The following is a 25,190-nucleotide window of genomic DNA, read 5'->3' on the forward strand; positions in this document are numbered from 1 at the left end:
TAGTAGAGTTTTATACGGTTCAAGGTAAGTTCCGGGCTTTTCCCTTCCCCCCTTTCCAGCCCTGTAGCCTGCCATGAACCAACGAAAAAGCCGCCTTCGGGCGGCTTTTTTTGTGTCTTGCAAACGGTTTGAAAGGTCGGGTGTTAGGGTGTTTCACCCATTCGGGCTTCCAGCACGTCAAATGGCACGCCCGGTTCGTCTTTTGCACCACGGATAACCAGTGACGTTTTAACAGAGGCTACATTCTCGGCCGCAGTCAATTGTTCGGTCAGGAAGGATTGGAAGGTGGACAGGTCCGGCGCGACGCATTTCAGAATGAAATCCACTTCGCCATTCAGCATGTGACATTCACGAACCAGCGACCAGTTTCGGCACTGCCCCTCAAAGGCGGTCAGGTCGGCCTCGGCTTGGCTGACCAGCCCCACCATGGCAAAGACCTGCACCTCGAAACCAAGCGCGCGCGCGTTGACATCGGCATGATAGCCACGGATCAGGCCTTGCTCTTCCAACGTGCGCACACGTCGCAGGCAGGGCGGGGCGGAAATTCCAACCCGTTTGGCCAATTCCACGTTGGTCATTCGGCCATCTGCCTGAAGCTCGGCAAGAATCATGCGGTCAATCGGGTCAAGTTTGCTTGCGGACATGGATGAACCTTCCAAGGCGTATGATCTGTGACCCCCAATGAGCGAGGAGGCCGATAGCTTTTCAGTGGTTTTCCGATTGGAAATTGCGCAGAGGTTACCCTGAGGCCACCAAATGCGCAACAATATTTCGCGCAGACGCAACATCATTTCAACGTGACCAGACCCCGGACGCCAACACCGCATTGCGAACGTGGCTTGGATGGGCTTTCCACCGGCGTCGGGCGGGCTTATATGCGGTGTGAACCAGTATACTCAAGGAAGTTTCCATGTCCGAGCCACGTCGCACCAAAGTCCTGATCATCGGCTCCGGCCCTGCCGGATACACAGCCGCCGTCTATGCCAGCCGCGCCATGTTGGAGCCCATCCTTGTGCAAGGTATGGAGCCCGGCGGGCAGCTGACCACCACGACCGAGGTCGAAAACTGGCCCGGTGAGACCGAAATCCAAGGCCCCGACCTGATGGTCAAGATGGAGGCCCACGCCAAAGCGGTCGGTACCGAAATCATCGGCGACCTGATCACCGACCTTGACCTGTCCGAACGACCCTTCACCGCGACCGGTGACAGCGGCACGATCTACAAGGCCGACGCAGTCATCTTGGCCACCGGCGCGCGCGCCAAATGGCTTGGGCTGGACAGCGAAGAGAAATTCAAGGGCTTCGGCGTTTCGGCCTGCGCCACCTGCGACGGATTTTTCTATCGCGGGCAGGAAATCGTCGTCATCGGCGGCGGCAACACCGCGGTCGAAGAGGCCCTGTTTCTGACCAACTTTGCATCGAAAGTGACACTGGTCCATCGCCGCGACGAACTGCGCGCCGAGAAGATCTTGATCAACCGGCTGATGAAGAACGAAAAGATCGTGCCGCTGTGGGATCACACACTCGAAGAGGTCATCGGCGACGAAAATCCGCTGGGTGTCACCGGCGTGCGCGTCAAGCACGTGGCCACGGGTGAGATCACCGAAATTCCGGCCAAAGGCGTCTTTATCGCAATCGGACACGCGCCCGCGAACGAACTGGTGAAAGACGCACTGGAAACGCATATGGGCGGCTACGTTGTAACCAAACCGGACTCGACCGCGACGTCGATCCCCGGGGTGTTTGCGGCAGGTGACCTGACCGACCACAAATATCGACAGGCCGTGACTTCGGCGGGTATGGGCTGTATGGCGGCGCTTGAAGCCGAACATTTCCTCGCCGAACAGGAATGATATCTTACACCGGCAGTGTCTATCGCCTGATCTTCACTGATCAGGATGCGACATCGCCGGTGCAATCCCCCGAAGGGCGCTTTCACCATTCTGGCCAAATGGCCATCTATACATCGCTTTCAGCGGAAGGGTGCGGCGTCGCGATCAAGCGCTATCTGACTCCTGATGACGCGCCGCGCCACATCGTGCCGCTTGAGGTCACACTTGAACGTGTTGTGGACATTCGTGGGCAGTCAGCAGCCTCGGCGGTTTGGCAAGACAGTCGGGCTGCGGGTCATCCCGCGCCGACGTGGGCATTTTCGGATCAAGCCCGCGCAGATGGCGCGCAAGCCTTGATGTATTCCTCGCGGTCCCGCCCGGACTTGACTCATCTGACCCTGTTTACAACCGCCCCGGATGCGGTGCGCTTGGCCGGGCAGTCGATCCCGTTTCCCTAGCCACCCCGCCGCGTTGCTCTTGAGCCACGGTCGGCAATTTCACGTGCATTCGCATGTTTCTGCTTTGCGTTTGCCGTAAACCATGCAAAGCGTTCACGCGTGAACACTCTTTGAGTCGCGGGCTATGACGTCGCACCTGACAAAAACCACTTCTGCCGAGGAAGACCAGATCTTCCGACTTCTGCGCCAGCTTGATCTGGCGCCGGATGCGTCGCAGCGCGTGACCGCGGCAGCGATTGGGATTTCGCTGGGGCGACTGAATGCGCTGTTGCGCAACTGCGCCGAACGCGGGCTGATCAAGGTCAGCGAGCGAGCAGGCCCCGACAAGCGTCCGCGCTTTGCTTATACCATCACCTCTCAGGGTGCTGCCGAAAAGGTGCGCCTGAGAGATACGTTTCTTGCCCGAAAATTTGCTGAATACGATGCGCTGCATGCCGAACTGACCGGCACTTCCAGCGGTCTTTCTCCTCTAAAACACAGGACACATCCAATGCAGAACAATCTCTCACCCATCCCCGAGCTTTATGTCTCGTATGAAAGTGCGCAGAAACTGAAAGTCGAAGCCGGTGATCTGATCAGCCACGATCTGACCCCGCGCCAGACCTGCGATCTGGAGCTTTTGATGAATGGCGGCTTCAACCCGCTGAAAGGGTTCCTGACGGAAGACGATTACAATGGCGTCGTCGAGAACATGCGGCTTGCGGATGGCACGCTGTGGCCAATGCCGATCACGCTGGACGTCTCTGAAGATTTCGCCCAGTCGATCGAGTTGGGACAGGACATCGCCCTGCGCGATCAGGAAGGCGTTATTCTGGCGACGATGACCGTCACCGACCGGTGGGAGCCGAACAAATCCCGCGAGGCCGAGAAGGTGTTTGGCTCAGACGACGAAACGCACCCGGCGGTGAACTATCTGCACAACGTCGCTGGCAAGATCTATCTGGGTGGCCCGATTGTCGGCATTCAGCAGCCCATCCACTACGATTTCCGTGGCCGCCGTGACACGCCGAACGAACTGCGCGCCTATTTCCGCAAGCTGGGCTGGCGTCGCATCGTGGCGTTCCAGACCCGCAACCCCCTGCACCGTGCGCATCAGGAACTGACCTTCCGCGCCGCGAAGGAAGCACAGGCCAACCTGCTAATTCATCCCGTCGTTGGCATGACCAAGCCGGGCGACATCGACCACTTCACCCGCGTGCGCTGCTACGAGGCGGTGCTGGATCAATATCCCGGCGCAACCACGACGATGAGCCTTCTAAACCTTGCGATGCGCATGGCTGGCCCCCGCGAGGCGGTCTGGCACGGACTAATCCGTAAGAACCACGGCTGCACCCATTTCATCGTCGGCCGTGACCACGCTGGCCCTGGCAAGAACGCCGCTGGTGACGATTTCTATGGCCCCTATGACGCCCAGGACCTGTTCCGCGAGCATCAGGAAGAGATGGGCATTGAAATGGTCGACTTCAAACACATGGTTTATGTTCAGGACCGTGCCCAATACGAACCTGCGGATGAAATCATGGATAAGGACGACGTGACGATCCTGAACATCTCGGGCACCGAGTTGCGCCGCCGCCTGTCGGAAGGTCTGGAAATCCCGGAATGGTTCAGCTTTCCCACAGTCGTGGAAGAGCTGCGCAAGACCAAACCGCCACGCGCCGAGCAAGGCTTCACCGTGTTCTTCACCGGCTTCTCAGGCTCGGGCAAATCCACCATCGCCAACGCGCTGATGGTCAAGCTGATGGAAATGGGTGGCCGCCCCGTGACGCTGCTGGATGGCGACATTGTGCGTAAGAACCTGTCGAGCGAGCTGGGCTTCTCGAAAGAGCACCGTGACCTGAACATCCGCCGCATCGGCTATGTTGCGTCTGAAATCACCAAGAACGGCGGCATCGCCATCTGTGCGCCGATCGCGCCCTATGCCACCACGCGCCGTGCCGTGCGCGAAGAAATCGAGCAATATGGCGCCTTTGTCGAGGTGCATGTTGCCACGTCGATCGAAGAATGCGAACGGCGTGACCGCAAGGGGCTTTATAAGCTGGCCCGCGAAGGTAAGATCAAGGAATTCACAGGCATTTCAGACCCCTATGACGTGCCGAAGAACCCTGAACTCAGCGTCGAAACCGAAAACGTGGACGTGGACAACTGCGCCCATCAGGTTCTTCTGAAGCTGGAAAACATGGGCCTGATCAGAGGCTAACATGTTCGGATGCTAAACGAATGGGCCGAGGCAATGCCTCGGCCTTTTTCTTGCGGGGCCAGAGCCCTCAAAAACTGTTAGACAGACACCAGACCAGTTATGCGCACATTGGTCCACCAAGGCTGGATCGCAGTGATACCTGACCACGTCTGGGTCAGGCCGCTGCGGGCGCGGTCCTAGTGGATTGACACCGGCGACAGGTCGTTTTCGCGGGCCAACATGTAAGCAAGCTCGCGGTTCATGACCAAGGCAAGCTGCTCTCCATCCTCGCGGTGGACAGCGTAAAGCGAGTCGGCCCCATCCGCCTGGGCGCGCACTTCTGCGCGGATATCTTCAGGAAGATCATCAATCGCCACGCGCTTCACATAGACAATATTGCTGATCTGATCATGGTTGAACGGAAACTTGGTGTTCATCGGTTCACCCCTTCTTGATTTGGATCGTCTGAACCAGACGCTCCGGTTCGGCCCGCGACAAATCTATGTGCAGCAAGCCATTTTCCGTATTTGCGCCAACCACATCGACCCCGTCGGCCAAAACGAAACTTTTCATGAATTGTCGCGCCGCGATGCCGCGGTGAAGGAACACCCGATCATCTTTCACGTCGCTTTGGGCGCCGCGTATGACCAGCTTGGCGTTTTCAACCGTGATCGACAAATCATCGTCGGCAAACCCCGCCACCGCAAGTGTGATGCGGTAGGCACGGTCGCTGACCTGTTCAATATTGAAGGGGGGATAGCCATCCTTGCCAGACTTTGCAGCCTGTTCAACCATACGCTCAAGTTGTTCAAACCCAAGCAGGAAAGGATGCGTTCCCAAGTTCATTTTTGTCATCGACACGTCCTTGAATAAGCGACACGTTTGTTTGGCCCCAGTATGGCAGCCGTGCCAAAAATATGGGGACTTCGCTGTTGGCTTGCAAGGGGTGGCTTTTGCTTGGCCTTGCGCGGATCATGACGCTAGACTGGCCCGGCAACAAAAAGAACGACTCGCAAAAATGAGCAATGCCAAAGAGATGAAGACCGAAGATGTGCTCCGAGTGGAGCTAGAGGTCTTCCGCGCCGAACACCGCGATCTGGACGACGCCATCCACGCGCTTGAAGAAAGCGGGCGAGCGGATCAGTTGCGTCTACGGCGTTTGAAAAAGCAAAAACTGGCGCTGAAAGACAAGATTGCCCGGATCGAGGACAAACTGACCCCCGATATCATTGCCTGATTGCATCACGGCCCCAGCCCCTTATAAAGCGGGCTTCCAAGACGCGAGCGACGCGAGGTCACCATGACAGATGTGAAAGTTGGGATCATCATGGGCAGCCAGTCCGACTGGCCCACCATGAAAGAGGCTGCAACGGTTCTGGACGAACTGGGAATTTCCTACGAAACCAAGATCGTTTCAGCGCACCGCACCCCGGACCGCTTGTGGGATTATGGCAAAACCGCCGCGACGCGCGGACTGCACGTGATCATCGCAGGGGCGGGTGGGGCAGCCCATCTACCCGGTATGATGGCTTCGAAAACCCGTGTCCCGGTGGTTGGCGTTCCGGTCCAGACGCGTGCGTTGTCCGGCGTGGACAGCCTGTATTCCATCGTTCAGATGCCAAAAGGCTATCCCGTCGCGACCATGGCCATCGGTGCTGCGGGCGCGGCCAATGCGGGTCTGATGGCGGCCGGTATCCTTGCCGTGTCAGATCCAGATCTTGCGCTGCGGCTTGACGCTTGGCGCGACGCGCTCTCTGCTTCGATCCCAGAAGAGCCGTCTGATGTCTGAGCCGCTCAAACCCGGCGCCACCATCGGCATACTTGGTGGCGGTCAACTGGGCCGAATGCTGTCTGTCGCGGCCTCTCGGCTGGGATTCAAAACCCACATTTACGAACCCGGTGCACACCCGCCCGCAGGCCAGGTTGCGGATGCGGTGACGACCGCCGGGTATGATGATGTCGCCGCGCTGAAGGCCTTTGCCGCCGTTGTCGATGTCATCACATTCGAGTTCGAGAACATCCCGACCAACGCACTGGATGTGCTGGAGCGGTCCCGCCCGATCCGCCCCGGCCGCGAGGCGCTTCGTGTCAGTCAGGACCGTTTGACGGAAAAGGATTTCCTGTCCGGCCTTGGCTTAACGGTCGCGCCTTATGCCAACGTGGAAAGCGCGGGTGACATGACCGCGGCCATTGCGGCGATTGGCACGCCTTCGATCCTGAAAACCCGGCGCTTTGGCTACGATGGTAAGGGCCAGGCCCGGATCAGTCAGCCAAGTGATGCGGACGCCGCATTTGCAGGCATGCAAGGCGCGCCTTCGGTGCTTGAAGGGTTCGTAACGTTCAGCCACGAGGTCAGCGTCATCGCAGCACGTGGTGTCAGCGGCGATGTCGCCTGCTTCGACCCCGGCGAGAACGTGCACAAGAACGGCATTCTCGACACGACCACGGTCCCTGCCCGCTTGACCGCCGCCCAGCGCATGGATGCTGTGCTTTTGGCGGCAAAGATCCTCAATGCACTCGACTATGTTGGTGTCATGGGAGTTGAACTTTTCGTAACTAAAAGCGGGTTGATCGTGAATGAGATCGCCCCGCGCGTGCACAATTCAGGCCATTGGACCCAACAAGGCTGCGTTGTGGACCAGTTCGAACAACACATTCGTGCGGTGGCCGGTTGGCCGCTGGGGGACGGCACGCGCTATGCGGATGTGGTGATGGAGAACCTGATTGGTGACGACATCGCCCGCATTCCCGACATCGCGAATGAACGCAACGCATCGATCCACCTATATGGCAAGGCTGAGATGAAACCGGGGCGCAAGATGGGGCATGTCAACCGGGTCACCACGACCGGGGGCTAAGGCAGCTAGACCCTGCGGCGAAACGGACGCATGAACGCGCCCAGTATCAGCGACACCAACAGCCAGCCACCGACAAAGCCGATCCCGGCGCACAGCAACCCGTCGGCCGTCACCGGTATGGCGGGCCGGAAGTCGTCCCAAGTCCGTTTGACCAGATCCGTTTCGCGGAAATGCCAGACCTTGGCCAGTCGCGCCAACGGTTCGGTGCCTTTCAACGCTGTATAAGCAGCATCCAAACGGTCAAATCGCTTGAAGTTCACTTGCATCTGGTCGCGCAGATTGTTCTGGAAATCCGACCCGCCCATTTTCTCAAGCGCCTCGTCGCGCGTGTAGCCGGCCGCCTTGGCGGTCAGGTCGAACCCTGCCGTGACCACTTTCAACTCGGTGCGCGCGCCGGCAAGGCGCTGCATGTATTGCTGCGAAAATTCAGGGAATTGACTGAACGCCACCGCCCCTGAAAGCCCGCCGATCATTGCCAATGCTCGGATCATTTGTGCCACCTGCTCGGTTTTTTCATTGCCGACAGAGTTCCAAACAGGGCGGGCCGGGTCAAGGGGCGCAAATTGGCCAACCCGAAATGAAAACGGCGCGCCCGCCAAGGCACGCCGCATCTTTCTGGTTTACGCTGGCTTAGAGCCCACGGACGTGGTGCGGCTTGAAAATCTCGATCACCTTGGCGATGGCGGCGTCGGGCGTCAGTTCTTCGCTTTCGCCGGTGCGGCGGCTGGTCAGTTCGACCACACCGTTTTTCAACCCGCGCGGCCCAACAGTGATGCGCCATGGCAGCCCGATCAGGTCCATCGTCGCAAATTTGCCGCCCGCCCGTTCGTTTCGGTCGTCGTATAGCGGCTCCAGCCCTGCATTGGTGAGCTGCTCGTACAGCGCCTCGCAGGCCGCGTCGGCCTCGTCGTCGCCCTGCTTCAGGTTGACGATCCCACAGTGGAACGGCGTCACGCCTTCGGGCCAGATGATGCCCTTGTCGTCATGGCTGGCTTCAATGATCGCGCCCAACAGGCGGCTGACGCCAATCCCGTGCGAGCCCATATGGACGGGCACTTTTTTCTGGTCCTTGTCGACGACCGTCGCGCCCAGCTTGTCCGAATAGGTGGTGCCAAAATAGAAGATTTGCCCCACTTCGATCCCGCGCGCCACGCGGCGACGGTCTTCGGGCACCTTGTCAAATTCTGCCGCATCATGGGTTTCATCCGTGCGGGCATAGCGCGAGGTGAATTCGTCCATAACCCCCTGACACTGCGCGACGTTATCAAAGTCGATATCGCGGTCGCCAAAGGTCAGGTCGGTGACTTCGCTGTCATAGAACACTTCGCTTTCGCCGGTTTCGGCCAGCACAAGGAATTCGTGGGTATAGTCGCCACCGATCGGGCCGGAGTCCGCGCGCATCGGAATGGCTTGCAGCCCCATCCGTTCGTAGGTGCGCAAATAGCTGACCAGATGACGATTGTAAGCGTGCAGCGCGTCCTCTTTCGTCAGGTCGAAATTATAGCCGTCCTTCATATAGAATTCGCGGCCTCGCATCACGCCAAAGCGCGGGCGGATTTCGTCGCGGAACTTCCACTGGATTTGATACAGTGTCAGCGGCAGGTCTTTGTAAGAATTCACGTGAGCGCGGAAGATATCGGTGACCATCTCTTCCGCGGTGGGCGAAAACAGCATGTCGCGACCGTGACGGTCCTGCATCCGCAGCATTTCCTCGCCATAGCCGTCATACCGACCGCTTTCACGCCACAAATCAGCCGATTGGATGGTCGGCATTTGCATCGGAATATGACCCGCGCGCATCTGTTCCTCGTGCACGATGTTTTCGATCTTGCGCAGCACTTTGAAGCCCAGCGGTAGCCAGGAATAAATGCCGGCGGATTGCTGCTTGATCATCCCCGCACGCAGCATATGGCGGTGCGAGACGATCTGCGCCTCTGACGGGGTTTCTTTCAGCACGGGCAGGAAATAGCGGGACAGGCGCATGTGGACCTCTGATCAATCGCGAAAACGTCCCATGCGGTCTAAGACATCACGACTGCAGGGGCAATCATACTTTGGCGGCAGGCCCAGCTTTCCGGCGTGAAGGCGGCGCACAGGTTCTGGCAGAACGGCGCCGCGTCATCCACGCTGCGCGTAGAACATTCAACGACGCGCGGGGTGGTCGATCTTCTCAAAACTTAAGCCTAGCTTGTCCGAAAAGGCGTCAGACCAACCTGACGCTAGCCGCAATCCAGATGTTATCAGATGGACCCACCAAGGCTGACGGTAATCTTGGTCTCATTGTGCGGCTGAATTTCTCCGTCACGATAGACAACACCAGCCCCAGCCTCGCCGGAGAAAGAGATGCCGGGTTTGCGCGGTTCATAATCATGTCCCGTGCATCCGGCCAAAGCCGCGGTAAGAAGACCGGTTGCGATGACGATCCGCATGGGCATTTCCCTGATTAACCGAGCCTGAAGCCCGCTTGACGCGTCATGATCGCCCGTCATGTCACTGCGCGCAAGTGCGAAACAGCGCCCGAGCGCTGTGGCGCCCATGCTTCGGAGGCCTTGTAATACAGCCAAAGCTGCGCGACATAGAAGGAAGTCAAACAAGGAAACCCCATGTCGCTACCCGTCCAGACTCAAGCAAAATACTGGTCGATTGCCATTGCCGTATTGGCGTTGGCGCTTTGGTATCTGGGCGATGTGATCCTGCCCTTCGTGCTTGGCGGTGCAATCGCCTATTTCCTTGACCCTGTCGCGGATCGCCTTGAAAGCGCAGGGCTTTCACGAACAGCCGCAACCGTCATCATAACGTTCATCGCTGTGATGGTGTTCGTAATCAGCTTCCTTTTGGTTATCCCGACCCTGATTGAACAAAGCCTGGCCCTTGCCAATGCAGCGCCGGATTTGTTCAGCAAACTCTATACCTTCCTGACGGACCGGTTTCCTTCGCTGCTGGACGCGCAGTCAACGCTGCGCCAGTCGCTGGAGGCCTTGGGCCAGAAGATCCAAGATCGCGGCGGCGAACTGGTCGGAACAGTGCTGAGTTCCGCCATGGGCGTGATCAACATCGTCATCCTTTTGGTGGTAACGCCGGTTGTTGCCTTCTACTTGCTGTTGGATTGGGATCGGATGGTCGCCAAAGTCGACAACATGCTGCCCCGCGATCACGCACCGGCCGTGCGCCAGATTGCCAGCGAAATTGACCGCACTCTTGCCAGCTTCATACGTGGGCAAGGCTCTGTTTGCATCGTCTTGGGCACTTATTACGCTGTGGCGCTGATGCTGGTGGGGCTTCAGTTTGGCCTGGTCGTCGGCTTCATCGCTGGCCTGATCACTTTCATTCCCTATGTCGGCGCGCTGGTCGGCGGCACGCTCGCCATCGGGCTGGGTCTATTCCAGTTCTGGGGGGATTGGTGGAGCCTTGGCGCCGTTGCCGCGATCTTCATGCTTGGCCAGTTTCTAGAGGGCAACATTCTTACGCCCAAGCTGGTCGGAAGTTCGGTCGGTCTGCACCCGGTTTGGCTGCTTTTCGCACTGTCCGCTTTTGGGTCTCTTTTCGGCTTCGTCGGAATGCTGATCGCCGTTCCAGTCGCAGCAGCGATCGGCGTAATCGCCCGGTTCTTCATCGCGCGCTATCAGGCCGGTCTGCTGTATCAGGGCCTTAGCGGACGCATCGAGGCTGACCACGGCGACGCGGACTGATGAGCCGACAGCTGACTTTTGACCTGCCCGCCCATCCTGCGCAGGGCTTGGACGACTTCCTTGTCACACCGTCCAATGCAACCGCGATGGCCGCGATCGAGCATTGGCAGAACTGGCCGAACAACAAGCTCGTTCTGGTGGGGGCGTCGGGCACGGGCAAAACCCATCTGGCGCATGTCTGGGCGGCACTGTCCGGGGCCGTGATCCTGAACGCCGATGCTTTGGACAAAACCGACATCTCATCATTGGCCGGGTGCCATGTCGTCGTTGACAATGTGCAGACGATTGCTGGGCGGTCATCCGCAGAGGATGCAATGTTTCACCTGCACAACCTTGTGCTGGCAGAAGGCGGGGCCTTGCTGCTGACCGCCGACGCCGCGCCTTCTCGTTGGGGGCTTGTCTTGCCCGACCTGAAAAGCCGGATGGAAGCCACGATTTTGGCGCAGCTGCAAGATCCAGATGACATGCTTCTTTCGGCGGTGCTGGTAAAGCTGTTTGACGACCGCCAGATCACAGTCCCTGCCAACCTCATCGACTATCTGCTGCCGCGCATAGACCGGTCACTGGCCGCAGCGGCATCGCTTGTCGATCGGCTGGACCGCGCGGCGCTTGCAGAGGCACGCCCCCTGACCCGCCGCTTGGCCGCGCGCCTTTTGGATCACCCAAACAACCCCGATCGGCCAGAGGCATAACGTCACCTTCCCGTCAGAAGCAGACATGATAGAGTGGCCCCATGAACAACTCTGCGACTCCCATGATTCCATTGGCAGATTTCCTTGCCTCGCCTTTCCCTGCGCCCACAGAATTGCCGACAGACGACTTTGCGGGCTCAAAACGGTTTTACAATCGCGAGCTCAGTTGGCTCGGGTTCAACTGGCGTGTGCTGGAAGAGGCCGAAAATCCCCGCGTGCCCTTGCTTGAGCGGCTAAGATTTTTGTCAATTTCGGCCACCAACCTTGACGAGTTTTATACAGTGCGCGTCGCAGGTTTGTGCGAACTTGTGCGCGAAGGTGTCACCACCCCTGCCGCAGACGGCCTTACCCCGGCCGAACAGCTTGTCCTGATCCATGCCGATGCGCGCGCGCTGATGGCGCAGCAACAGGTCGTGTTTGAAACGCTGACTGCTGAAATGGACCAAGAGGGCATCAAGATTGCCCGGCGTGACGACCTAACAGATGCTGACCGTGCCCGTCTGGATCAGGTGTTTCTGTCACAGGTGTTTCCGGTTCTGTCGCCGTTGGCGATTGACCCTGCCCACCCCTTTCCGTTCATTCCAAACACAGGGTTTTCGCTTGCCCTGCAGTTGGAGCGAAAATCCGACAAGCAGAAGCTGAAAGCCTTGCTGCCGATCCCGCAGCAAATCGCGCGTTTTGTGCCGTTGCCCGCGGATGACGGGCAGTTTCGCTTTTTGCCGCTCGAAGATCTATTGCTCGAACATCTTGGGTCACTGTTTCCCGGCTATGTCGAAAAGGGCAGCTGTGCGTTCCGCATTTTGCGCGACAGCGACTTGGAGCTGGAGGACGAGGCCGAAGACCTTGTGCGCGAATTTGAAACCGCCTTGAAACGTCGTCGACGCGGCGAGGTTGTGCGCATGAAGGTTTCTGCCAATGCGCCGTCCGATCTGATGTCGATGATCAAGCGGGAACTGAAAGTCACCGACGAAGAAATCGTCGAAGTTGTCGGAATGATCGGCATGGCTGATCTGGGCGAGCTTGTGCTGAAAGATCGCCCCGACCTTCTTTGGCCCAGCTTCAGCCCGCGGGTGCCAGAACGCGTGCAGGACCACGAAGGCGACATGTTCGCCGCGATCCGGCAGAAAGATATGCTGCTGCACCACCCTTACGAGACCTTCGACACCGTGGTCCGGTTCTTGCAACAAGCGGCCCGTGACCCTGATGTCGTTGCGATCAAGCAGACCCTGTATCGCACCTCGCATGACAGCCCGATTGTATCTGCGTTGTGCGAAGCCGCCGAGGAAGGAAAGTCCGTCACAGCACTTGTCGAGCTGAAAGCCCGTTTTGACGAAGCCGCCAATATCCGGCAGTCCCGCCGATTGGAGCGCGCTGGCGCGCATGTGGTTTATGGCTTCATCAACTACAAAACCCACGCCAAAATCTCGACCGTGGTGCGCCGCGAGGGCGAAGATCTGGTGACCTACACCCACTATGGCACCGGAAATTACCACCCCATCACGGCGCGTATTTATACCGACCTCAGCCTCTTCACCTGTGATCCTGCACTGGGGCGCGACGCCACGCGGGTGTTCAACTATCTTTCCGGCTACGCAGAACCGCAATCGCTTGAAAACCTTGCCATTTCCCCACTGGACCTGAAATCTTCGCTGATCGAACGGATCGACCAAGAGGCGACTTTTGCCGCCGAAGGAAAGCCCGCCGAAATCTGGGCAAAGATGAATTCCCTGGTGGAACCTGACGTCATCGACGCGCTTTACAAAGCCTCGCAGGCGGGTGTGAAGATCAGTCTTGTCGTGCGTGGCATCTGTGGCCTTCGCCCCGGCATCAAAGGCTTGTCCGAAAACATCCGCGTGAAGTCCATTGTTGGCCGGTTTCTGGAACATTCGCGCATCGTCTGCTTCGGCAATGGTCACGGGCTACCGTCCAAAAAGGCACGTGTCTACATGTCCTCGGCCGACTGGATGGGGCGCAACCTTAACCGCCGCGTCGAAACACTTGTCGAAACCAAGAACGCGACGGTGAAGGCACAGATTGTCAGTCAGGTGATGGCTGCCAACCTTGCGGACGTGGCACAAAGCTGGGTCATGCAATCTGATGGGAAATTCGTGCGCGCCGACTTGACCTCGATCGAACGACCCTTCAACTGCCACCGGTTCTTCATGGAAAACCCATCGCTGTCCGGACGAGGATCGGCAGGCGCATCTGACGTGCCGGAACTTGCCCATTCGCAAGATTGAACACCGGGTCGGGCAGCGCTAGTCTAGGGCCACCAAACGAGGGATAATCCATGGATGGACGCGGCGAAACGGGCGACGATTGGGGGCCTTTTGGCCGACCGCTGTTTGAAGACCCCTCGGCCCGCGCGCTCAGTCGTGTTGGTGTGGTTGATGTGGGGTCAAACTCGGTTCGCCTTGTGGTCTTTGACGGCGCTGCCCGCAGTCCGGCCTATTTCTTCAACGAAAAGATCTTGTGCGGATTGGGGACTGGTCTGTCAGATACCGGACACTTGCACCCAGAGGGGCGCAAACGGGCGCTGGCCGCGATCAAACGCTTTCAGCTTTTGGCCGAGGGCATGAACCTGCCGCAACTATCGGCAGTCGCAACCGCCGCTGTTCGCGAAGCCAGCGACGGGGCTGAGTTTTGTTCCGAAGTGCTTCAGCAAACTGGGATAGAGCTTTACGTTATCGACGGCGAAGAAGAGGCTAGGTTCTCGGCGCAGGGTGTTTTGCTGGGCTGGCCTGAAGCCAACGGTCTGATGTGTGATATCGGTGGTTCTTCATTGGAACTTGCCCACATTTCGAAAGGCCAGGTTGGCAAGCGGGTTACGTCTCCGCTTGGGCCATTGAAATTGGTGGACGTGCCGGGCGGCAAAAAGGGGCTTCGGGCCGAGATCGCACGAGTTGTTGATGACTTGGCCGAGCAGATGGGCACTGATCACAAGCGTCTGTTCCTTGTTGGCGGCTCATGGCGGGCCATCGCACGGCTGGACATGGAGCGCCGGGGCTATCCGCTTTCCGTTCTGCATGAATATCGCATGACGCCAAAATCGCTGGCCACCACCCTAAAATGGATTGAAGAGGTTGATCTGGAAGCGGTTCGCCAACGCACGGGCACATCGGCGGCACGCATGGCGCTGGTCCCGATCGCCGCGCAGGTTCTTAAACGTCTGGTGCGCAAATTTCGCCCAAAAGAGATCGCGATCAGCTCCTACGGGATCCGTGAGGGGTTACTCTACGAGCAGATGCCACAACGTCTGCGCAAACGCGACCCGTTGATCGAAGCCTGTTTGTTTGCCGAAAAGAAGGATGCGCGCAATCCGGGATTTGGCAAAGCTCTGTTTGCCTTTCTATCCCCGTTGTTCAAATCCGCACGCTCTGCCGACCTTAGGTTGATCAAGGCCGCCTGCCTTCTGCACGATGTCAGTTGGCGCGCGCATCCCGATTACCGCCACGAGGTCTGCTTTGACAACGCCACCCGCGCCAACCTTGGTGGCCTGACGCATGAGGAACGTATTTTTCTGGGGCTGGCTCTGCTGCACCGTTACAAAAACAACCGCGACGGATCGCGGTTCGAACCGCTCTTTGACATTCTGCCAGAACAAACGCTGGCAAAGGCGGAAGTTCTGGGTAAAGCAATGCGCTTTGGTGCCATGTTCACCGTAAGCGACCCGACCAAATTGGCCACGCTGAAATGGTATCCTAAAAAACGCGAGATCGTTTTGTCGCTGAAACCGGGCGCGAACGATCTGTTCGGAGAAGTCGCCGAAGCCCGGTTCTTGGCGCTCGCCCAAGCTCTGGATGCCGTGCCCGCCGTGAAAAATGGCCGCCAAACACCCAAAGCGCTTTAACGCCCGCCGCGGTCCAGTCTAAAGATCGGTCTCGCTTGGTTCCGTGTCTTCTGGCACAAGCGGCACCCGCCTGCGAATGATGATGTCACCATTGGGCAAGGTTTCAGGCGGATGATAAACGCTCATATCGCCCATGCGATCGACCAGATCAGCCCAGTTCTTCGCCCAGTTTTCCGCCATAGGCTCTACTTCGTTTGCCAAACCTTCAAGCAACAGTTTGAAGCCCCGGTTCAGAAGCTCAGCTCCTTCCGACAACTGGGGGTTTGCGGGCCCGTCGGGCGACGCATCTTCGGCAACAATCGGCTGGGTCAACCCGATCCCGGCGACCAGCGCAACGGCAGAGAGTTTCGCAATCTGTTTCATATATCTGATGTAAGCGTGATCGGCGCGAATAAAAGACCTAAATCTCCAGATCTATCGAAACCGGAAAGTGGTCTGATGCGGTCAACAAGGCCTCACACAGTTCTTGCGACCCGTAGCAGTCCGGGTCATCGAACGGATGCCAAATCCGCCAGCTCGGAGAGGTTGCAGCCAGATCAGGCGACACCATCACATAGTCCAACAAAGCCTGTAGGTATCTTTTTTCCTTGGCAATATAGAACCGGGACGACGCCGGGCGCGCACCCGATCGCTGGGTTAATACCATTCGCGCATGAGGGTCGAACATCTGCGCGTCATCGTTTTCGCCCATGACGATTTCGACGCCGGACCTTCCGAATAACTTTTCGTATTCATCCAACCCCGGACCATCGTTGAAGTCCCCAAGCACGATCAGCGGATCACCCGCAGCCAGATGTTCGTCGACACGTTGGCGGATCCAGACACATTGGGCCATCTGCTTGCGCCGGTTTTCAATCGCGACACGCATCACTTCGGCCCTGCCGCGCGCGCCATGCGGCGCCTTGGACTTTGCGTGCACGCCGATCAACCGCAGCTTCTTGCCAGTCTGCCGGTGGGTCAGATCGACCTCTAGGGGAGGTTTGGAAAACACGATCGGTTCGGGTGCGGCATCGGTGTCCAGATCCATCTGGAAGGTGCTGTCGAAACGCGGCCCAATGCTGCCACCCAGATCACCACGCGGATCGTGACGCGCGGAAAAAACATAGGGATCGTAGAGCAGCGCGATTTCCTGTTGCGTATCGTTGGCGAAACCGATCATGGCTTTGTTCGCCCGCAGACCAAAGACCTTGGCAAAGGTCTCAAGCGCGCGAACGGTATCGCGCCGCCGGTTCTGATCCGGCGCTTCAATCACCATGATTGCATCGGCATCCAACACTTTGAAAACGACACCAACAGCCTTGAACTGAGCGCGACGGGTGACATCTTGGCGGCCGGACCATTCGTTGTCCACCAACGGGCGCCCTTCGTCATCAAAGAGGTTGTTGAACCATTCAACATTATAGGTCGCGATGCGTATCAAGCGCGCTCCTTGTTTATCTCTTCCCACGCGTGATTGACGGCGATCAGGCGCTTCTCGGCCAGCTTAACGGCCTCTTTCGGGACCCCGCGCGCATACATTCGATCTGGGTGGCAATTGCGCACTTCACGGCGCCACGCCGCGCGAATTTCTTTAATTGGCGTATCAGGATTGACCCCCAACACCTGATACGGATCGGGATGTGAATCTGGCACGAACCGCGACCGCAACGTCTTGAACTTGCCCGGTTTCATCCCGAAAATCTCAGAGACCTGCATCAGGAATTCATTTTCCGACGGATGGTATTCGCCATCAGCCACCGCGATGTGAAACAGACCCTCTAGCAGATCGCTCAGCGCGGGATCATCCGGGCCGAACATCGCAGCAACCTTTTGGGCATAAAGCTCGAACCCGGCGACATCGGTGCGGGCAAGGTTGAACAATCTGGCAGCGTTTTTTTCTTCGCTTTGCGGGATTGTGAACACTTCGCGAAAGGCGGACACCTCGTCGCGGGTGACTTGTCCATCAGCCTTCGCCATCTTGGCACCCAGAGCGATCACAGCAATTGCAAAACCCGCCGACCGCTCAGGCGGCGTGCGCAGATGTGTAAACACATCTGCAAGGCTTTCACCCTTCGCAAGCGCGGACAGCGCATCTGATATGCGGGACCAGATCGACATAGCTTCCTGTTACACGCTCCAATTCTTAATAACGAGCGAAAACAAGATCACCGCGCCAATTACATCCGACTGCTATCCAAGCAGTTTTTCAAAGGAAACGCACATTCAAAGCCGCTTCTGCATCAGGATCAGATCGTGCCAGCGCCCAAATTTGCGCCCGGCTTCTGGCACGATCCCGACTTGGGCGAATCCCAACGCCACATGAAACGCAGTGCTATCCGGGTTCGATCCTGAAACGCTTGCGATAAGGGAATGAACACCTTGGGCGCGGCCTTCATCCTCCAGCGCGCGCATCAAAGCACGACCTATACCGCGCCCGCGCGCGTCGGGTGCCAGCATGATCGAATGCTCTTTCGTGTGGGCATAGCCGGCACCTGCCCGAAATGGCCCAAACGCGGCATAGCCCAGCACCACGCCGTCGCTTTCGGCCACCACAAAAGCATCATAATCGTGGATCGCGCCGCGCACCTCATCCAGTGATTTTTCAACGCTGTTGAAAGTGATCAATGTGTCGCGGATGGCGAGGTTCCATAACGCCCGGATGTCACGGGCGTCGGCATCCTTGGCTGGCCGGATCATCGTAGGTTGACCAAACCGTTTGGCGTGTCGATCCACGCGGACAATCCGGGGTCGCCAGCATGCACCGAAAGGCGACTGTCGCTTACCAACGGGGCCATCGCCACGGACAACGCCTCGGCTTCCGGGTGCGTGACCTCAAGGGCGGTCAGACGCACCCCTTGGTCGGGCAGGTTTGGTGCGGGTTGGGCGCCTCTCCAGTGCAGCAACCCCGGCATGCATCCCGAAAAAGGCAGCCGCCCGTCATCTGGAACAGCCATGTCCCACTGATAGATCCCGCGCTCCAGCGTCAGGATATCGCCCATACCTTCGGGCGCACGGTGCATGGCATCGACCAAGTCTTGCACCCGTAGCGCCCAATTGGTCAGCCGTGCGGGACCGGTGAAATAGTCCAGATCAAACCATCGGGGACGGGTGGGTGCGGCTGCATCGGGGTTGATCGCAATGACTTCCAGATACGCCAACGGCCCCAGCGATAACAGCGCATTGTGGGTGCCCATAAGGGGGTGGTCTCCGCCCCTTGTCATGGGCACGCCAAGCAGCTTCTCGATGAACGCGACGCCTTCCGCAAGGGTCGCGGAGGACACCACAAGGTGATCTAGTTCTCCCAGCGCCAAATGTATCTCCTTTTGGTCTGGGGTGAGGCTGGCGGGAAAAGCCGCCAGCCGCAAGTGTCTTGTCAGTTAGTCTCGCGCCGTGCGCACCAGTTTCAGGATATCTTGCGCGGCTTCGGGGATGTTTGTGCCCGGCCCAAAGATCGCCTTCACACCGTTTTTGTAAAGGAAGTCATAGTCCTGCTGCGGAATGACCCCACCGCAAATTACGATGATATCTTCGGCGCCCTGCTCTTTCAGCGCGTTCACCAATTGCGGGGCCAACGTCTTGTGACCGGCAGCTTGCGAGCTGATGCCCACGATATGCACATCGTTGTCGATGGCATCCTGTGCAGCCTCTTCCGGCGTTTGGAACAGCGGGCCAACGTCCACGTCAAAACCGATATCGGCAAAAGCCGTGGCGATCACCTTGGCACCCCGGTCGTGACCGTCTTGGCCCATCTTCACCACCAGCATACGCGGGCGACGGCCTTCGGCGTCGGCGAAGTCTTCGACCGACTTCTGGATCGCGGCAAAGCCTTCGTCGCCTTCGTAAGCGGCGCCATAGACACCGGCCAGCGTTTTCACTTCGGCGCGGTGGCGGCCGAATTCTTTTTCCATAGCCATAGAAATCTCTCCGACAGTTGCGCGCGCGCGCGCGGCTTCAACGGCAGCATCCAACAGGTTGCCGCCTTCCTTCGCGCGACGGGTCAGTTCGGCCAAAGCAGCCTCGCAGGCCGCGCTGTCCCGTGTTGCGCGGATCTTTTCAAGGCGTGCAATCTGGCTTTCGCGCACGGCCACGTTGTCCACGTCCAGAATGTCAATCGGGTCTTCTTTTTCCAATCTGTGCTTGTTCACACCGACGATGGTTTCTTCGCCGCGGTCGATCATAGCCTGACGCTTGGCGGCCGATTCCTCGATCCGCAGCTTGGGCATTCCGCTGGCCACGGCCTTGGTCATGCCGCCCATCTCTTCGACCTCTTCCATCAAGGTCCACGCTTTGGTGATCAGCTCGTCGGTCAGCGCCTCGACGTAATATGACCCCGCCAGCGGATCGACCACGTTCGTCACGCCGGTTTCTTCTTGCAAGATGATCTGCGTGTTGCGCGCGATCCGGGCTGAAAAGTCAGTGGGCAGCGCAATCGCTTCGTCCAGCGCATTGGTGTGCAGCGACTGCGTGCCGCCAAGGGCTGCTGACATGGCTTCGTATGCCGTGCGGATCACGTTGTTATAGGGGTCTTGCTCCTGCAAGCTCACGCCCGAGGTCTGACAGTGCGTGCGCAGCATTTTTGAGCGGTCGGACTTCGCATCAAACTCGGTCATCACACGGTGCCAAAGCGTCCGGGCGGCGCGCAGTTTCGCGGCCTCCATGAAGAAATTCATGCCGATGGCGAAGAAGAAGGACAGCCGGCCCGCGAATTTGTCGACGTCCATGCCAGCCTCGATCGCTGCACGCACATACTCACGACCGTCAGCCAACGTATAGGCCAGCTCCTGCACCAAGTTCGCGCCCGCTTCCTGCATGTGGTAGCCGGAGATCGAGATCGAGTTGAATTTCGGCATCTCGTTCGACGTGTATTCAATGATGTCCGAGATGATCCGCATCGACGGTTCCGGCGGATAAATATACGTATTGCGCACCATGAACTCTTTCAGAATGTCGTTCTGAATGGTGCCCGACAGCAGCGCCTTATCGTGTCCCTGCTCTTCACCTGCCACGATGAAACTGGCGAGGATCGGCACCACAGCCCCGTTCATCGTCATCGAAACCGAGACCGTGTCCAGCGGGATGCCATCGAACAAGATCTTCATATCCTCAACGGAATCAATCGCAACACCGGCCTTGCCCACGTCACCAACCACGCGCGGGTGGTCGCTGTCATAGCCCCGGTGGGTCGCCAGATCGAAGGCGACGGACACGCCCTGCTGACCGGCGGCCAGATTGCGGCGATAGAAAGCGTTTGATTCCTCGGCGGTCGAGAAGCCCGCATATTGCCGGATCGTCCAAGGTCGCCCTGCATACATCGTGGCCTTCACACCACGGGTGAACGGGCCGAAACCGGGCAGCGTGCCCATGTGGTCCAGATCCCGCGTGTCGTCCGCTGTGTAAAGCGGCTTCACGTCGATCCCTTCCAGCGTGTTCCACGTCAGGTCATCAAGCGCACGGCCACGAAGTTCCTTCTCGGCCAGTTCTTTCCACTTGGCTGTATCGCTCATCACATATTCCCTTTCGGTCTGTCGGCCCAATATCTGGAATGGGCATATCCGGGTCTACACCCACCTAGGCGGGCATGGTTGTTTTAGTCGGCAGAGGCATATTCGAACCGCGCGCCTTGAGGGAGCGTCGGCACAAAAGCCTCGAGCTTTTCGGTCAGGTCTGCCTGCGCCTCTGGGCGCGTTGCGTAAAAAGTCACAGGATCAAAGATCAAATCACCCATGGGCTGCGAGATTTCCAAAGACCCAAGGCGCACCCAGTTCGCAGCGACCGCATCGGCAAGCCACGAATCGTATATCATGACAAGGTCAACCTGCGCGCGTTCAACAAGGGCCTGTCCCCAGCCCGGCTTGGGCCTGCTGCGGCGGGTCTGCAACGCCTCGCTTGAGGCAAGCCCCCAAAGATCCAGCACATAGTTCTGGTTGCGCCAAGCCACCAAGCCAAGGTCATTCACCGCCACAGGCGCCTGCACATATTCTTTGGCAAACCGGGACATCTGTTGATGCTGCAATGAAATACCACGGGGGGCGTAGACCCATGATCTTGTTGTATTCGACACATACTGGGCGGCACAGATCGCCATCGCGGCAACAAGACCCACCAGCAGCATTTGCCGCCGAGCACTTTCAAGCCGCCCGGCGGCAACAACAAGCATCGATGCCAGAAACACCAGAATGTAGATTTCGTACCGGTCCATCCAACCAAACTGCCCGAACGCAAGGTGTCCAATCCCTGCAAAGCTGGCTGCGGCCAGAACCAGCACAAGACGCCGGTCGATACCTGCGCGGGCGTTCAACAGATTGACCACCGCCAAGAACAGAAGAAGAAGAAACCCAATTGGCGCCAACCCCCTGAGCTTGAAGGCAATCTTCGCAACGAGGGCTTCGACGGCACCTGCATCGACAGTCGGCCCAGCCCCAAGTTTGGTAAGCACAGAGTTTGGCAAAGCGTCCAACCCCAGTGTCGTCAGAAAAAACATAAAGCCAGCCACTGGCAAAACAGATGCAACGCCAAGCAGAACCCCAAGACGTCGTCGTCCATCAAAGATCACAAACAGCGCTGCTGCGACCGAAATGGCCAGCGCTTCGAAGCGGATGATCGGCCCTAGGATCGTTCCGGCAATCAGCAAAACCGATACTTGATCCCGGTCGCCCAGCAGCTGTATGCCCCGCACCACCGCCAGCGTGGCAAGGATATGCAAGGTATGCTCCATCCCCGTGATCGCCAACTGCGGCAGGTTCAGCGCGATCAATCCGAGCACGGCAACGACAAAACCCGCGCCCGTGCGGCCAAGGGCATCCACAACGATCCGCGCCCACAACACCGCTGACGCCACCAGCGCCAGAGTATTGATCAACAGCGGGATATAGCGCTGGACCTCAAACCCGGAAAACGGTGCCAGCAAAAAGGGATAAAGTGGCGAAGACGCGGCCGAGGCAAATTCGCCCGCGTTCACGCCGTAGCCACCAGCAGCGATGCCATCCGCCATAGCGAGGTGGATATAGACATCGTCCATCGGGTATTCAAACCGCCCTGCGATGACAAAAGCCCAGTATTGAAGTGCAGAAAACACGACCAGCGCCGCGAGGGCGGCCATCAACGGAACCGAATGGCTCCGGTCAGACACGGCGCTGGTCGCTATCGTCATCTTTATTCGAATTCCATAATCACTTCGTCGACCGCGAGGCTATCACCCGCAGACGCATTGATCTTGGTCACGACACCTTTCTTTTCAGCACGTAGAATGTTCTCCATCTTCATGGCTTCGATGGTGCACAGGGATTGTCCCTCTTGCACTTCTTCGCCCACCTCAACGGCAAGCTTCACGATCAGGCCCGGCATCGGGCATAGCAACATCTTCGACGTGTCTGGGGCAATCTTTTCAGGCATCAACCGGGCCAGTTCCGCCTGGCGGATGGTGCGCACATGAACCGCCAGGTCCGCACCCCGGCTCCGCATGCGGAAACCCGAAGTGATCTTGTCCACCTTAAGCACCAAGGGTTCGTCGTTGACCTTGAGGCGGGCAAGGCTGTCACCGGGCGTCCAGTCCGACGCAACGCGCAGCTTTGTGCCGTCTTCGAACTTGACCGTGGACCCCTTTTTGTCCGCCTTGATTTTCAGTGCAAAATCCTCGCCTTGCAGCGAAACCACCCAGCGTTTGCCAACCTTGCGTTCGTGATTGTCCATCCGGCCAGTGATGCGGGTGCGCCGGATTTCTGCAACCCGATACATCGCGGCAGCAGAGGCCGCGATTTTCTTCAACGCGTCTTTCGGCAAGGCCACGCCTTCGAACCCGTCGGGATATTGTTCCTCGATGAATGCGGTGGTCATGTCGCCCTTGATAAAGACCGGGTGATCCATCACCGCAGACAGGAACGGAAGGTTGTGGCCAATGCCTTCAACCTCGAAGCTGTCCAGTGCGACGCGCATCGCTTCGATGGCTTCATCACGGGTCGGGGCCCACGTGCAAAGCTTGGCGATCATCGGGTCATAATACATCGAGATCTCGCCGCCTTCGAATACGCCTGTGTCATTGCGCACAGCGACGGTCTTGCCTTTCGGCGCATCCCCCTGCCACTTGTCGTTCTCAAGCAGCGGCCCGGCGGCCTGTTCAGCAGGTGGTCGATACGCCGTCAACCGACCGATCGAAGGCAAGAAGCCGCGATAGGGGTCTTCCGCATATAGACGGTTTTCAATCGCCCAGCCGTTCAGGGTCACATCTTTCTGGCTGATCGACAATTTCTCGCCGGCCGCCACGCGGATCATTTGTTCGACCAGATCGACGCCGGTGATCAGCTCGGTCACCGGGTGTTCCACCTGCAACCGCGTGTTCATCTCAAGGAAGTAGAAGTTCTTGTCGCCATCGACGATGAACTCCACCGTGCCGGCACTGGCATAATCCACTGCCTGCGCAAGCGCGACGGCCTGCTCGCCCATCGCCTTGCGGGTTGCTTCGTCCAAGAACGGGCTTGGCGCTTCTTCGACAACTTTTTGCTGGCGACGCTGGATCGAGCATTCACGCTCGCCCAGATAAATCCCATTGCCGTGGCTGTCGCACAGAACCTGAATCTCGATGTGGCGCGGTTGGGTGATGAACTTCTCGATAAAGATGCGGTCATCACCGAAGGACGAAGCAGCCTCGTTCTTGGACGACTGGAACCCCTCGCGGGCTTCATCGTCATTCCACGCGATCCGCATCCCCTTACCGCCGCCACCAGCGGAGGCTTTGATCATCACCGGATAGCCGATCTGGTTCGAAATCTTGACCGCCTCTTCGGCGTCTTCAATCAAGCCCATATAGCCCGGCACCGTGGACACATCCGCGTCCTGAGCGATCTTTTTCGAGGTGATCTTGTCCCCCATCGCTTCGATCGCACCGACCGGCGGGCCGATGAACGCAACATTCTGCGCCGCCAATGCCTCGGCAAACTTGGAGTTCTCGGACAGAAAGCCATAACCGGGGTGAACGGCCTCGGCGCCGGTCTCCTTGACCGCCTTCATGACTTTGTCGATGACGATATAGGATTGGTTGGCAGGCGGTGGACCGATGTGAACGGCCTCGTCCGCCATCTTCACATGAAGCGCATGCTTGTCGGCATCCGAATAGATGGCCACCGTCTGAATACCCATCTTTCGGGCGGTCTTGATCACGCGGCAAGCGATTTCGCCCCGGTTTGCAATCAGGATCTTTTTGAACATGTCCTGTCCCTTTCCGTTCATGTGTGGGCGCGGTGGACAGAACCACCACGCGAATAGGCATGGAAAAGCCCACCGGAACGCATCCCGGCGGGCTTGTCACAATGTGTGGCGCCGCGCTGAGCGGCCCCGGTGTCAGTTACAGATTCTAAGCCCAACATCGTCGCAAAGCGCACCCGCGCCCGCGCCGATGACCGCGCCGGTAAGAAGGTTGCCGCTGGTTGCTTTCGCGACCACGGCGCCCGTTGCCGCGCCGACACCGGCGCGTTGCATGTCGTTCCACTGGCACCCGGCCAGCAGTGCAAGGATGATGGCCCCTGCGGAAATTTTGCTGATCTGCATCTTAGACTGCCTCTGGTTGTATTATTGTTCACACCCATTTTGCAGTCGAATGCCGAAAAACCAAAGCGGAATTTTCGCCCTGCGCGGTCTAACGCCCAGTTTTTTTGGGAAAAA

At 58.4% G+C, this 25,190-nt stretch carries 25 protein-coding genes; 10 read left to right on the forward strand and 15 right to left on the reverse strand.

Annotated features, from left to right (window positions below):
• Window positions 1-143: 143 nt before the first annotated feature.
• A complete protein-coding gene (locus ACXYMP_RS10130; RefSeq protein WP_298565026.1) occupies window positions 144-644 on the reverse strand; it encodes an Lrp/AsnC family transcriptional regulator in 501 nt (166 codons plus the stop codon).
• Between the two features lie 266 nt (window positions 645-910).
• On the opposite strand from ACXYMP_RS10130, the gene trxB reads away from it, so the two are divergent.
• From trxB to ACXYMP_RS10145, 3 genes are all read left to right on the forward strand, one after another.
• On the forward strand, window positions 911-1,852 hold the full coding sequence (gene trxB, locus ACXYMP_RS10135; RefSeq protein ID WP_298565024.1) for a thioredoxin-disulfide reductase: 942 nt from the start codon (window positions 911-913) through the stop codon (window positions 1,850-1,852).
• Window positions 1,849-2,289, forward strand: coding sequence for an RES family NAD+ phosphorylase (locus ACXYMP_RS10140; RefSeq protein WP_298565021.1), 441 nt, complete (start codon window positions 1,849-1,851; stop codon window positions 2,287-2,289). The genes trxB and ACXYMP_RS10140 overlap by 4 nt, the downstream gene beginning before the upstream one ends.
• A 124-nt stretch (window positions 2,290-2,413) precedes the next feature.
• On the forward strand, window positions 2,414-4,489 hold the full coding sequence (locus ACXYMP_RS10145) for a bifunctional sulfate adenylyltransferase/adenylylsulfate kinase (protein ID WP_298565018.1): 2,076 nt from the start codon (window positions 2,414-2,416) through the stop codon (window positions 4,487-4,489).
• A 176-nt stretch (window positions 4,490-4,665) separates the two neighbouring features.
• On the opposite strand, the gene ACXYMP_RS10150 is transcribed toward ACXYMP_RS10145, so the two are convergent.
• Window positions 4,666-4,905: a DUF1150 family protein gene (locus tag ACXYMP_RS10150; RefSeq protein ID WP_298565015.1), complete on the reverse strand. Its 240-nt coding sequence runs from the start codon at window positions 4,903-4,905 to the stop codon at window positions 4,666-4,668.
• A 4-nt stretch (window positions 4,906-4,909) separates the two neighbouring features.
• On the reverse strand, window positions 4,910-5,323 hold the full coding sequence (locus ACXYMP_RS10155) for an Hsp20 family protein (RefSeq protein ID WP_298565012.1): 414 nt from the start codon (window positions 5,321-5,323) through the stop codon (window positions 4,910-4,912).
• A 163-nt stretch (window positions 5,324-5,486) separates the two neighbouring features.
• On the opposite strand from ACXYMP_RS10155, the gene ACXYMP_RS10160 reads away from it, so the two are divergent.
• From ACXYMP_RS10160 to ACXYMP_RS10170, 3 genes are all read left to right on the forward strand, one after another.
• Complete coding sequence (locus ACXYMP_RS10160; protein ID WP_298565008.1) at window positions 5,487-5,705, forward strand: YdcH family protein; 219 nt, start codon at window positions 5,487-5,489, stop codon at window positions 5,703-5,705.
• A 63-nt stretch (window positions 5,706-5,768) separates the two neighbouring features.
• Window positions 5,769-6,257: a 5-(carboxyamino)imidazole ribonucleotide mutase gene (gene purE, locus ACXYMP_RS10165; RefSeq protein ID WP_298565005.1), complete on the forward strand. Its 489-nt coding sequence runs from the start codon at window positions 5,769-5,771 to the stop codon at window positions 6,255-6,257.
• Complete coding sequence (locus tag ACXYMP_RS10170) at window positions 6,250-7,326, forward strand: 5-(carboxyamino)imidazole ribonucleotide synthase (RefSeq protein ID WP_458906068.1); 1,077 nt, start codon at window positions 6,250-6,252, stop codon at window positions 7,324-7,326. Before purE ends, ACXYMP_RS10170 begins: the two co-directional genes overlap by 8 nt.
• Before the next feature lie 5 nt (window positions 7,327-7,331).
• Here the strand turns inward: ACXYMP_RS10170 and ACXYMP_RS10175 are convergent, their stop codons facing one another.
• The 3 genes from ACXYMP_RS10175 to ACXYMP_RS10185 form a co-directional block, all read right to left on the reverse strand.
• A complete protein-coding gene (locus ACXYMP_RS10175) occupies window positions 7,332-7,937 on the reverse strand; it encodes a DUF2937 family protein (protein WP_458906070.1) in 606 nt (201 codons plus the stop codon).
• Between the two features lie 19 nt (window positions 7,938-7,956).
• Window positions 7,957-9,309, reverse strand: a complete 1,353-nt coding sequence (proS, locus tag ACXYMP_RS10180) for a proline--tRNA ligase (protein WP_458906072.1) — start codon at window positions 9,307-9,309, stop codon at window positions 7,957-7,959.
• A 257-nt stretch (window positions 9,310-9,566) separates the two neighbouring features.
• On the reverse strand, window positions 9,567-9,755 hold the full coding sequence (locus ACXYMP_RS10185; protein WP_298564999.1) for a hypothetical protein: 189 nt from the start codon (window positions 9,753-9,755) through the stop codon (window positions 9,567-9,569).
• Window positions 9,756-9,929: 174 nt separating this feature from the next.
• Between ACXYMP_RS10185 and ACXYMP_RS10190 the strand changes: the two genes are divergently transcribed.
• The 4 genes from ACXYMP_RS10190 to ACXYMP_RS10205 are packed head-to-tail and all read left to right on the forward strand — an operon-like array spanning window position 9,930 to window position 15,557.
• Window positions 9,930-11,015: an AI-2E family transporter gene (locus tag ACXYMP_RS10190; RefSeq protein WP_298564997.1), complete on the forward strand. Its 1,086-nt coding sequence runs from the start codon at window positions 9,930-9,932 to the stop codon at window positions 11,013-11,015.
• The gene (locus ACXYMP_RS10195) at window positions 11,015-11,707 is read left to right on the forward strand and encodes an HdaA/DnaA family protein (RefSeq protein ID WP_458906074.1); all 693 of its coding nucleotides are present in this window, start codon (window positions 11,015-11,017) and stop codon (window positions 11,705-11,707) included. Before ACXYMP_RS10190 ends, ACXYMP_RS10195 begins: the two co-directional genes overlap by 1 nt.
• A gap of 41 nt (window positions 11,708-11,748) precedes the next feature.
• Window positions 11,749-13,947 carry an RNA degradosome polyphosphate kinase gene (locus tag ACXYMP_RS10200; protein WP_458906076.1) on the forward strand — a complete coding sequence of 733 codons (2,199 nt, stop codon included), beginning with the start codon at window positions 11,749-11,751 and terminating at the stop codon, window positions 13,945-13,947.
• A gap of 50 nt (window positions 13,948-13,997) precedes the next feature.
• Entirely contained in the window at window positions 13,998-15,557 is a 1,560-nt protein-coding gene (locus ACXYMP_RS10205) for a Ppx/GppA family phosphatase (protein WP_298564991.1), read from the forward strand.
• 18 nt (window positions 15,558-15,575) lie between these two features.
• Here the strand turns inward: ACXYMP_RS10205 and ACXYMP_RS10210 are convergent, their stop codons facing one another.
• From ACXYMP_RS10210 to ACXYMP_RS10250, 9 genes are all read right to left on the reverse strand, one after another.
• Entirely contained in the window at window positions 15,576-15,920 is a 345-nt protein-coding gene (locus ACXYMP_RS10210; protein WP_458906079.1) for a hypothetical protein, read from the reverse strand.
• A gap of 37 nt (window positions 15,921-15,957) precedes the next feature.
• On the reverse strand, window positions 15,958-16,974 hold the full coding sequence (locus tag ACXYMP_RS10215) for an endonuclease/exonuclease/phosphatase family protein (RefSeq protein WP_298566135.1): 1,017 nt from the start codon (window positions 16,972-16,974) through the stop codon (window positions 15,958-15,960).
• A complete protein-coding gene (locus tag ACXYMP_RS10220) occupies window positions 16,974-17,654 on the reverse strand; it encodes a TerB family tellurite resistance protein (RefSeq protein ID WP_458906080.1) in 681 nt (226 codons plus the stop codon). Before ACXYMP_RS10220 ends, ACXYMP_RS10215 begins: the two co-directional genes overlap by 1 nt.
• Before the next feature lie 105 nt (window positions 17,655-17,759).
• Complete coding sequence (locus tag ACXYMP_RS10225; RefSeq protein ID WP_298564982.1) at window positions 17,760-18,233, reverse strand: GNAT family N-acetyltransferase; 474 nt, start codon at window positions 18,231-18,233, stop codon at window positions 17,760-17,762.
• Window positions 18,230-18,847, reverse strand: a complete 618-nt coding sequence (locus ACXYMP_RS10230) for a VOC family protein (RefSeq protein WP_458906083.1) — start codon at window positions 18,845-18,847, stop codon at window positions 18,230-18,232. Before ACXYMP_RS10230 ends, ACXYMP_RS10225 begins: the two co-directional genes overlap by 4 nt.
• 66 nt (window positions 18,848-18,913) lie before the next feature.
• Window positions 18,914-21,040 carry a methylmalonyl-CoA mutase gene (scpA, locus tag ACXYMP_RS10235; RefSeq protein ID WP_458906085.1) on the reverse strand — a complete coding sequence of 709 codons (2,127 nt, stop codon included), beginning with the start codon at window positions 21,038-21,040 and terminating at the stop codon, window positions 18,914-18,916.
• Between the two features lie 83 nt (window positions 21,041-21,123).
• Window positions 21,124-22,686 carry a hypothetical protein gene (locus tag ACXYMP_RS10240; RefSeq protein ID WP_458906087.1) on the reverse strand — a complete coding sequence of 521 codons (1,563 nt, stop codon included), beginning with the start codon at window positions 22,684-22,686 and terminating at the stop codon, window positions 21,124-21,126.
• A gap of 2 nt (window positions 22,687-22,688) precedes the next feature.
• A complete protein-coding gene (locus tag ACXYMP_RS10245) occupies window positions 22,689-24,737 on the reverse strand; it encodes an acetyl-CoA carboxylase biotin carboxylase subunit (RefSeq protein ID WP_298564976.1) in 2,049 nt (682 codons plus the stop codon).
• A 132-nt stretch (window positions 24,738-24,869) separates the two neighbouring features.
• On the reverse strand, window positions 24,870-25,076 hold the full coding sequence (locus tag ACXYMP_RS10250) for a hypothetical protein (protein WP_298564973.1): 207 nt from the start codon (window positions 25,074-25,076) through the stop codon (window positions 24,870-24,872).
• Window positions 25,077-25,190 lie beyond the last annotated feature (114 nt).

This window comes from Aliiroseovarius sp. CAU 1755 (assembly GCF_054482655.1).

What these genes read in the sequence shown, in the direction of transcription:
- ACXYMP_RS10200 (WP_458906076.1), top strand. Translation starts at nt 11,749, where the DNA reads ATGAACAACTCTGCGACTCCCATGATTCCATTGGCAGATTTCCTTGCC.
- ACXYMP_RS10140 (WP_298565021.1), top strand. Translation starts at nt 1,849, where the DNA reads ATGATATCTTACACCGGCAGTGTCTATCGCCTGATCTTCACTGATCAG.
- ACXYMP_RS10145 (WP_298565018.1), top strand. Translation starts at nt 2,414, where the DNA reads ATGACGTCGCACCTGACAAAAACCACTTCTGCCGAGGAAGACCAGATC.
- ACXYMP_RS10190 (WP_298564997.1), top strand. Translation starts at nt 9,930, where the DNA reads ATGTCGCTACCCGTCCAGACTCAAGCAAAATACTGGTCGATTGCCATT.
- purE (WP_298565005.1), top strand. Translation starts at nt 5,769, where the DNA reads ATGACAGATGTGAAAGTTGGGATCATCATGGGCAGCCAGTCCGACTGG.
- trxB (WP_298565024.1), top strand. Translation starts at nt 911, where the DNA reads ATGTCCGAGCCACGTCGCACCAAAGTCCTGATCATCGGCTCCGGCCCT.
- ACXYMP_RS10225 (WP_298564982.1), bottom strand. Translation starts at nt 18,233, where the DNA reads ATGATCCGGCCAGCCAAGGATGCCGACGCCCGTGACATCCGGGCGTTA.
- ACXYMP_RS10210 (WP_458906079.1), bottom strand. Translation starts at nt 15,920, where the DNA reads ATGAAACAGATTGCGAAACTCTCTGCCGTTGCGCTGGTCGCCGGGATC.
- ACXYMP_RS10160 (WP_298565008.1), top strand. Translation starts at nt 5,487, where the DNA reads ATGAGCAATGCCAAAGAGATGAAGACCGAAGATGTGCTCCGAGTGGAG.
- ACXYMP_RS10185 (WP_298564999.1), bottom strand. Translation starts at nt 9,755, where the DNA reads ATGCGGATCGTCATCGCAACCGGTCTTCTTACCGCGGCTTTGGCCGGA.
- proS (WP_458906072.1), bottom strand. Translation starts at nt 9,309, where the DNA reads ATGCGCCTGTCCCGCTATTTCCTGCCCGTGCTGAAAGAAACCCCGTCA.
- ACXYMP_RS10205 (WP_298564991.1), top strand. Translation starts at nt 13,998, where the DNA reads ATGGATGGACGCGGCGAAACGGGCGACGATTGGGGGCCTTTTGGCCGA.
- ACXYMP_RS10170 (WP_458906068.1), top strand. Translation starts at nt 6,250, where the DNA reads ATGTCTGAGCCGCTCAAACCCGGCGCCACCATCGGCATACTTGGTGGC.
- ACXYMP_RS10245 (WP_298564976.1), bottom strand. Translation starts at nt 24,737, where the DNA reads ATGTTCAAAAAGATCCTGATTGCAAACCGGGGCGAAATCGCTTGCCGC.
- ACXYMP_RS10150 (WP_298565015.1), bottom strand. Translation starts at nt 4,905, where the DNA reads ATGAACACCAAGTTTCCGTTCAACCATGATCAGATCAGCAATATTGTC.
- ACXYMP_RS10250 (WP_298564973.1), bottom strand. Translation starts at nt 25,076, where the DNA reads ATGCAGATCAGCAAAATTTCCGCAGGGGCCATCATCCTTGCACTGCTG.
- ACXYMP_RS10175 (WP_458906070.1), bottom strand. Translation starts at nt 7,937, where the DNA reads ATGCGGCGTGCCTTGGCGGGCGCGCCGTTTTCATTTCGGGTTGGCCAA.
- ACXYMP_RS10130 (WP_298565026.1), bottom strand. Translation starts at nt 644, where the DNA reads ATGTCCGCAAGCAAACTTGACCCGATTGACCGCATGATTCTTGCCGAG.
- ACXYMP_RS10240 (WP_458906087.1), bottom strand. Translation starts at nt 22,686, where the DNA reads ATGACGATAGCGACCAGCGCCGTGTCTGACCGGAGCCATTCGGTTCCG.
- ACXYMP_RS10155 (WP_298565012.1), bottom strand. Translation starts at nt 5,323, where the DNA reads ATGACAAAAATGAACTTGGGAACGCATCCTTTCCTGCTTGGGTTTGAA.
- ACXYMP_RS10220 (WP_458906080.1), bottom strand. Translation starts at nt 17,654, where the DNA reads ATGTCGATCTGGTCCCGCATATCAGATGCGCTGTCCGCGCTTGCGAAG.
- ACXYMP_RS10195 (WP_458906074.1), top strand. Translation starts at nt 11,015, where the DNA reads ATGAGCCGACAGCTGACTTTTGACCTGCCCGCCCATCCTGCGCAGGGC.
- scpA (WP_458906085.1), bottom strand. Translation starts at nt 21,040, where the DNA reads ATGAGCGATACAGCCAAGTGGAAAGAACTGGCCGAGAAGGAACTTCGT.